The sequence below is a fragment of the Rhodococcus sp. 7Tela_A2 genome (genome assembly GCF_049311045.1).
Taxonomy (GTDB): Bacteria; Actinomycetota; Actinomycetes; order Mycobacteriales; family Mycobacteriaceae; genus Rhodococcus.
The window spans coordinates 23,629-30,337 of the sequence record NZ_JAXION010000048.1 but is presented as its reverse complement, the minus strand read 5'-3'; the positions used below and the strand labels follow the sequence as shown (position 1 = coordinate 30,337).

The 6,709-nt window shown below is 65.4% G+C and carries 7 protein-coding genes; all 7 read right to left on the bottom strand.

Annotated elements, in window-relative coordinates; all coding sequences use genetic code 11:
• Positions 1-98: 98 nt before the first annotated feature.
• Positions 99-560 (bottom strand): hypothetical protein, encoded by a 462-nt coding sequence (locus TVH25_RS11190; RefSeq protein ID WP_422424172.1) that lies wholly within the window; start codon positions 558-560, stop codon positions 99-101.
• 41 nt (positions 561-601) lie between these two features.
• Entirely contained in the window at positions 602-1,204 is a 603-nt protein-coding gene (locus tag TVH25_RS11185) for a TetR/AcrR family transcriptional regulator (RefSeq protein WP_296550703.1), read from the bottom strand.
• A 111-nt stretch (positions 1,205-1,315) separates the two neighbouring features.
• Positions 1,316-2,464: a thiolase family protein gene (locus tag TVH25_RS11180; RefSeq protein WP_422424174.1), complete on the bottom strand. Its 1,149-nt coding sequence runs from the start codon at positions 2,462-2,464 to the stop codon at positions 1,316-1,318.
• Positions 2,457-3,323, bottom strand: a complete 867-nt coding sequence (locus TVH25_RS11175) for an enoyl-CoA hydratase/isomerase family protein (protein WP_169622025.1) — start codon at positions 3,321-3,323, stop codon at positions 2,457-2,459. Before TVH25_RS11175 ends, TVH25_RS11180 begins: the two co-directional genes overlap by 8 nt.
• On the bottom strand, positions 3,320-4,576 hold the full coding sequence (locus tag TVH25_RS11170) for a CaiB/BaiF CoA transferase family protein (RefSeq protein ID WP_296550702.1): 1,257 nt from the start codon (positions 4,574-4,576) through the stop codon (positions 3,320-3,322). The genes TVH25_RS11175 and TVH25_RS11170 overlap by 4 nt, the downstream gene beginning before the upstream one ends.
• On the bottom strand, positions 4,576-5,343 hold the full coding sequence (locus TVH25_RS11165; RefSeq protein WP_169622023.1) for an SDR family NAD(P)-dependent oxidoreductase: 768 nt from the start codon (positions 5,341-5,343) through the stop codon (positions 4,576-4,578). The genes TVH25_RS11170 and TVH25_RS11165 overlap by 1 nt, the downstream gene beginning before the upstream one ends.
• On the bottom strand, positions 5,343-6,509 hold the full coding sequence (locus TVH25_RS11160; RefSeq protein WP_169622184.1) for an acyl-CoA dehydrogenase family protein: 1,167 nt from the start codon (positions 6,507-6,509) through the stop codon (positions 5,343-5,345). Before TVH25_RS11160 ends, TVH25_RS11165 begins: the two co-directional genes overlap by 1 nt.
• Positions 6,510-6,709 lie beyond the last annotated feature (200 nt).

Sequence of the window (6,709 nt, the reverse complement as noted above, 5' to 3'; positions counted from 1 at the left end):
AACGGGGGGGGGGCACACCGCGGGGGGCCCGGCCGCCAACGGCCCCCCCACGACGGCACGGCCCGAATCCCCGGGAGGTGCGGGCCGTGCCGTGTTCGTCAACGAATGCTGGTGAGGGTGCCGGTCGCCGGCATCGATCCAATTCCGTCGGTACGGAAGGACTCGGTGAACCCGACGTCGACGGGTGAGTTCGTCGCAGCCTGGAGTGCGTGCGCCTTGAAAACTCGTGCCGCTCTGCTCAACCGGTGCTGAGTGGAACCGAACCGGGAGTCGAGCTCGGAAGGAACGTCTTTGCCCCACATCGTGATCGTGGTGGGGTGCTTCGCCAAGGTCTCGAGCAGGCCCTGACGGATCCGTGCGTCGGCTTCGTAGAGGTCTGTCGCCACCGCGACGGTGTCGGGCATCGGGCCGTGCGGGGAACACTCCAGTGCCGATTCGAGGTCGACCGTGGTGGCACCGAGGATCTCGAGGGGCCGGATATCGGCATTTCCGGGCACCAGGACGACGACCTCCCAACCCGCGGCCACCTGGTCGTACAGCCAGCCGCCGGTGTATCGCACTGCGTCGGCGACACGAGGCGCGACGACCGCGAGTCGCCTCCTCAGAATGTGCTTGCGTGCATGAGCTGTTGCTCGAGAGACCGTGTGTAGTCCTCGAAGATCTCGGTCAGAGGGAGCGAACGATCGAGTAGCCATGAGGTTTCCATTCCGTTGAGGAAAGCGACAATCTCCACCGCTTTGACGGCTGGGTCCAGATCCGTTCGGTATCGTCCGGCGCACTGTCCGCGCCGGATCCCGGCCTCGACCGTGTCGAGTGCCGCTCGATATCGACCGAGTAGGCGATCGTGCAGTGGCGCGTCCGGTTCGAGGTTCTCCACGAGGAGCACCGCGTACATCCCCACCAGATCGGGAGAGTCCCGGAAGCGACCGGGGATCTTCATGATCTGTTCGATGAGATCTCCCGAGCGGTCCACACGAGCAAGGTCGTCGGCATCCCGTGCGTCGAGCACGGCATGCAACAACTCGGTCTTCGAATCGAAGTGATGCAGCAGACCCGCCGGGCTCAGCCCTGCGGCCCGGGCGATCTGAGCGACACTCGTGCTCCGCCACCCGTTCCTCGCCAGTAACCGTTGGGCGACGCCGAGAATTTGCGCCCTCCGATCCTCACCCCTGGCGAGGAGCGTGTCGTACGCACGGTGTTGCACCCTTGCTTCGCCCTCCTCGTCGACCAAACCTACCGAACACACATTAGGTCGGTTTGGTCCCATGTGACAAGGGTCTCACCGGGTTTATTTTGCAACCCATGTCACACGAGGTCAGCGATCCATCAACTCGACGATCGTGGCGTTCGCGGTCCCACCGCCTTCGCACATCGTCTGGAGTCCGTACCGGAGTCCCTGGTCACGCATGTGATGAATCATCCTCGTCATCAGCACCGCACCCGATCCGCCGAGCGGATGACCCAAGGCGATGGCACCTCCGAGTGGATTGACCCGCGCGATGTCGGCTCCGGTCTCGGCAAGCCAGGCCAGCGGCACCGACGCGAACGCTTCGTTGACCTCGAAAACACCCACATCCCCGAGCGCGACACCGGCTTTGCCGAGCACCTTCTCGGTCGCCGGGATCGGGCCGGTGAGCATGAGAACCGGATCCGCTCCGGCGACCGCACCGGCGCGGTATCGCACCAGCGGCGTCAGTCCCAGCTCGCGCGCCTTGTCAGGGGTCGTCACCAGGAGGGCGGCCGCGCCGTCCGAGATCTGCGACGAGTTGCCGGCGTGGATGACTCCGTCCTCGGCGAAAGCAGGCTTCAGCCCGGCAAGCTTGTCCACCGTGCTTCCGCGGCGGACGCCTTCGTCCGCGGAGACCGATCCGTTGTCGGTGGCGACCGGCACGATCTGCCCGTCGAACGCTCCGCGATCCTGCGCCGCAGCGGCACGCTCGTGCGAGAGCACCGCGTACTCGTCCAGGTCGGTCCGCGAAAGACCCCACTTCTGCGCGATCTTCTCCGCCGAAATCCCCTGGTTGAACGCGAAGCCGTCATAGCGGGCCAGCGCCTGGGGACCGTAGGGCATACCGGTGCCGCGCGCAGCACCGAGCGGCACCCGGCTCATCACCTCGACCCCGCCTGCGACGACCACATCCTGCTGACCCGACATCACGGCTTGGGCCGCAAAATCCAGTGCCTGCTGGCTCGAGCCACAGGCGCGGTTGACGGTGGTGCCCGGGATGGATTCGGGCCATCCGGCGGCGAGCACCGAGTAGCGCCCGACATTGCTGGACTGGTCGCCCACCTGCGACACGCAACCCCACACCACGTCGTCGATCACGGTGGGATCGATACCCGTTCGCTCCGCAAGAGCCCGAAGGATGTGCGCCGACAGATCTACCGGGTGCACCCCCGCCAGTCCTCCGTTGCGTTTACCGACCGGGGTACGGATCGCCTCGACGATGACAACTTCACGCATCTTCTTCTCTTCCATTCGTATCCGGTTGTTGCCTCACGCCTGACGCACCGGGCGCAGACTTCGCGGCGGCGGCGCCACCGATCGCCCAGCGACCGGTGAACCTCGCGTCCCGTTTCTCCGCGAAGGCGGCGAAAGCTTCGGGTGCATCCGCGGTGGCGAAATTGACCGCCTGTGCGCGGGCCTCCCCGGCAAGCGATTCACGGAGGGTGCGATCGGCCCCCTCGTTCAGCAGCGCCTTGGTCTGCGCGAGCGCCACCGGCGGACCCGCGACGAGACGGCCGGCGAGGTCGTCGACGAACGCGTCGATCGTGTCTTCGGGCTCGACCCAGGTCACCAGGTTCAGCCGATGGGCGTGTTCCGCGTCGATCGTCTCGGCGAGCAGAGCCAGCCTCTTGGCCTGTTGCAGGCCGACCAGCTTGGGCAACAGCCACGATCCGCCGAGGTCCAACGACAGCCCGCGTCGCGAGAAGATCTGCGAGAACGTGGATCTCGGAGTCGCGACAACGAAGTCACACCCCAGCGCCAGATTCCATCCGGCTCCGACCGCCACACCGTCGATCTTTGCGATGGTCGGCACCGGAAGCTCGTGCAGAAGCAATGCGATGTCGGTGAGGACACGCATCTTGCGCAAAGGGTGCGCCCGACCGGGATTGGACAGGTCGGCTCCGGAACAGAACGCGCCGCCGGCGCCGGTCACCACAAGCACCCGCACCTCGGGGTCCTGACCGGCCTCGTCCAGGGCATTGCGCAGCGCATCCCACAAACCGCTGTCGAGTGCGTTCTTGCGGGCGGGCCGATTCAGTGTCAGCGTCCGCACACCACCGCGATCGTCGACGAGCAGTGACTCCCCGGCCGTCACCGGTTCTGCCTCGCAGCCGATTCCGGGAACCGGTACGCGGGGCCGATTGCACCCTCCGCACGAAGTTTCTCGATCTGATCCGACCTGAATCCGGCGTCGGCGAGCACCCGTGCGGTGTGTTCACCGAGGCCCGGAACAGCGCCCATCGGCGGGTCGAAGCCCGTGATCACCGGCGGTGGCAAGAGCGCGTCGATCGGACCGTTCGGCGAATCCACTTCGCGCCACCTGTCACGCGCCGTCAACTGGGGATGCACGAGTACTTCACTCGGCAGGTTGTATCGCGCGTTGCCGATCCCGGCCTCGTCCGCGACCTTCTGCACGTGGTCGAGCGGGTACTGTGCGCACCACTGCGAGATCGCCTCGTCGAGAACCGCCCTGTTCTCACATCGTCCGGTATTGGTGCGGAAACGCTCGTCGTCGGCGAGATCGTCACGTCCGATGATCTCGCGTGCGAGTCGCTGCCACTCCCGGTCGTTGGTCGTACCGAGCACCACGGTCTGGTCGTCGGCCGTCCGGTACGCACCGTAGGGCGAGACCGCCGGTGAACTCATCCCGCGCGGTTGCTGATCCACACCCGAGTATCGCGTGTAGGTGAGCGGATATCCCATGATCTCGGTCATGGTGTCGAACAGACTCACGGACACCGAGGTCAGCGCCCCGGCACGTCCACGATGCCGTTCCCTTCCGCACAGCAACGCGAGAATCGACACGGCCGCATACAGACCCGTGCTGATGTCGGCGACGGGAGGACCCGGTTTCGCCGGCATATCGGGGAAACCGGTCACCGCGCACGCGCCCGACTCCGCCTGCACGAGCAGGTCGTACGCGCGCTTGTGGGACAGCGGTCCGCCCTGGCCGTAACCGTCGATCTCTACAGCGATCAGATCGGGGTAGCGCTCCGCCAGCATTTCCCGCGAGATACCCAGTCGCGCAGTGGCTCCCGGAGCGAGATTCGACACGAGTACGTCGGCACCGGCCAGCAGCGTGTGCAAGGTTGCGATTCCGGCGTCCGACTTCAGGTCGATCGTGACGGATTCCTTGCCCCGGTTCGCCCACACGAAGTGCGCGGCCATACCGTTGACGACGTCGTCGTAGTCGCGGGCGAAATCACCGCCCCGAGGATTTTCGATCTTGATGACCCGCGCCCCGAAGTCGGCGAGCGTGCGAGTACACATCGGCGCCGAGACGGCCTGCTCGAGCGTCACGACCGTGACCCCCGACAGCGGGCCCTCCGGGCTCGTCGGGTCGGACATCACATCACCATGCCACCGTCTACCGGCAGCACCTGGCCGGTGATGAACGACGCGGCGTCCGTGGCGAGGAACACGAAGGCACCAGCGACCTCCGAGGGCTCGGCCCAGCGTCGCAGGGGAATTCGGTTCAGCATGGTCGCGGCGAACTTCTCGTTCGTGCGAATCGTCTCCGTCATCGGTGTCGCAGCGAGCGGGGCGAGCGCGTTGACGAGAATGTTCTTCCGCGCGAGCTCCCGTGCCAGCGACTTGGTCATTCCGATGATGCCGGCCTTCGCGGCCGAATAGTTCACCTGGCCGAGAGTGCCCGTGATTCCGGCGGACGAGGTGACGTTGATGATGCGTCCGGTGCCGTCCGTGGCCAGGAAAGGAAGCGCTGCCTGCGAACAGGTGAAGGCGCCGAGCACATGGATGTCGTGGATGCGCTGGAAGGATTCGGTGCTCGTCTCCGCGAACATCGCGGGATCGGTGACACCGGCGTTGTTGACCAGAATGTGCAGCACGCCTTCGGTGAAGCCGGCGGCCCGCGCAGCCGCAGAGTCGGCGGCGGCCCGGTCGCGAACATCCAGTGCGGCACTGTCTGCCTTGCCGCCGTTCTGCGAAATCCGCTCGGCCACAAGCGCAGCCGCATCACCGTCCACGTCGGTGACGAGAACTGCCGCACCGGCCGCGGCGAGGGCCTCCGCCACCGCGGACCCGATGCCACCTGCCGCGCCGGTGACCAGCGCCGACCGTCCGGTGAGGTCGAAAAGGTTGTTCTTCTCCGCCATCAGTAACTCCTCGGCAATCCCAAAACGTGTGAGCCCAGGAAGTTCAGGATCATTTCCTGGCTGATCGGTGCAATGCGCATGACGCGTGCCTCGCGGAAGTAGCGCGAGACGTTGTATTCCTCCGAATACCCCATGCCGCCGTGCGTCTGCAGAGCGCGGTCCGCAGCGGTGAATCCCGCGTCGGCACAGAGGTATTTCGCTGTGTTGGCTTCCCTGCCACACGGCTTTCCGTTGTCGTAGAGCCATGTTGCCTTGCGGAGCACCAGTTCTGCGGCGTCGAGCTGTGCCAGCGAATCCGCGAGGGGGAACTGGATGCCCTGGTTCATTCCGATGGGCCGGCCGAACACTTCGCGTTCGTTGCCGTACTTGACGGCTTTGTCGAGTGCCACCCGCCCGATACCGAGGGCTTCGGCCGCGATGAGCATCCGTTCGGGGTTGAGACCGTCGAGAAGGTAGCGGAAGCCCTGGCCCTCTTCGCCGACGCGATCCTCGACCGGAATGTGCAGGTCGTCGATGAACAATTCGTTCGACGTGACGGCGTTGCGTCCCATCTTCCGGATGGGCCGGATGTCGACCTTGCTGCGATCGAGGTCTGTCATGAACAGGGTCATGCCGTCGGTCTTCTTCTCGACCTCGTCGTAACGCTGGGTGCGAGTCAGGAGCAGGATCTTCTCCGACTCGGCCGCTTTCGAGATCCACACCTTGCGCCCGTTGACGACGTAGTGGTCGCCGACGCGCTTGGCGAAGGTGGTGATCCGCGACGTATCGAGACCCGCACCCGGTTCGGTGACGCCGAAGCAGACGTGCAGGTCACCGTTCACGATGCGGGGCAGCGTCCGCGCCTTGAGTTCGTCGGACCCGTGCTTGACCACGGGTTGCATACCGAAGATGTTCAGGTGGATGGCGCTTGCGGCGTTCATACCGCCTCCCGAACGCGCCACCTCCTCGAGCAGCAGGGTCGCCTCGGTGATGCCGTAACCGTGCCCGCCATATTCTTCGGGCATCGTGATGCCCAGCCAGCCGCCGTCGGCCATCGTCTTGTAGAACTCGGACGGGAACTCGTGTGCGAGATCCTTTTCCATCCAGTACTGGTCGTCGAATTTCTTCGTCAGTTCGGCGACCGAGGAACGGATCAGTTCCTGGTCCTCGGTGAGGTCGAAACTCATGCCTCCCATGACTGTCCCCTCACGTCCGAGCCGTACGGCCGGGCGAGCGCGCGGGCACGACGGTAGTGCCGCGCAGTCTCCCGACAGCTTCGGAATTGTTCGGATTCACCGATCTTGCGGTGACTGCGTACCTGGACGCTCACTTCGTGCCCTTCTGCGATTCGTGCACCGGCTGTGCACCGTTCCCGGGAATGTGCTCG

Excerpts from the sequence above, each read along its gene's own strand:
- TVH25_RS11160 (WP_169622184.1), bottom strand. The coding sequence starts at position 6,509 with ATGAGTTTCGACCTCACCGAGGACCAGGAACTGATCCGTTCCTCGGTC.
- TVH25_RS11170 (WP_296550702.1), bottom strand. The coding sequence starts at position 4,576 with ATGTCCGACCCGACGAGCCCGGAGGGCCCGCTGTCGGGGGTCACGGTC.
- TVH25_RS11180 (WP_422424174.1), bottom strand. The coding sequence starts at position 2,464 with ATGCGTGAAGTTGTCATCGTCGAGGCGATCCGTACCCCGGTCGGTAAA.
- TVH25_RS11165 (WP_169622023.1), bottom strand. The coding sequence starts at position 5,343 with ATGGCGGAGAAGAACAACCTTTTCGACCTCACCGGACGGTCGGCGCTG.